Origin of the sequence: Komagataeibacter diospyri, from assembly GCF_006538165.1 — a bacterium.
Lineage (GTDB): Bacteria > Pseudomonadota > Alphaproteobacteria > Acetobacterales > Acetobacteraceae > Komagataeibacter > Komagataeibacter diospyri.
In genome coordinates this window covers 1-532 of the sequence record NZ_BDLU01000076.1, presented here as the reverse complement: position 1 = coordinate 532, position 532 = coordinate 1, and the positions used below count along the sequence as shown (strand labels likewise).

Sequence of the window (532 nt, the reverse complement as noted above, 5' to 3'; positions counted from 1 at the left end):
GGTCTCGGACTTCACCTATGTCCAGACCCGGAATGGCATGGTCTATGTGGCGTTTGTCATTGATGTGTTCGCCCGCAGGATCGTGGGCTGGAAGGTCTCGGCCTCCATGACCACCCAGTTCGTGCTCGACGCCCTTGAACAGGCCATCTGGCAACGAAAGCCCGCGGGAAACAGGGCGCTGATCCATCATTCGGATCGTGGTTCACAATACCTGTCGATCCGATATACCGAACGCCTGGCGCTGGCTGACATCGATGCCTCGGTCGGCACGGTCGGTGACAGTTATGATAATGCACTGGCGGAGACGATCAACGGTTTATACAAAGCCGAAGTTATCCATCATCTGGGGCCATGGAAATCCATGGCGCAGGTCGAATGGGAAACACTCAGATGGGTGGACTGGTATAATAATCGACGCCTATTGGCACCAATCCGCTACAGGCCACCCGCCGAAGCCGAACGCGCCTTCCATGCAGATCAGAGCAGACTTGATATCGCAGCCTGAGCGCTGAACAAATCGCTCTCCGGTAAA

The 532-nt window shown here is 55.8% G+C and carries 1 protein-coding gene; it reads left to right on the top strand.

Translation table 11 applies throughout. The features are described 5' to 3' along the window. Positions 1-505: IS3 family transposase (locus tag MSKU9_RS17085; protein ID WP_141262559.1), on the top strand; the 505-nt coding region annotated here is incomplete at its 5' end. Positions 506-532 lie beyond the last annotated feature (27 nt).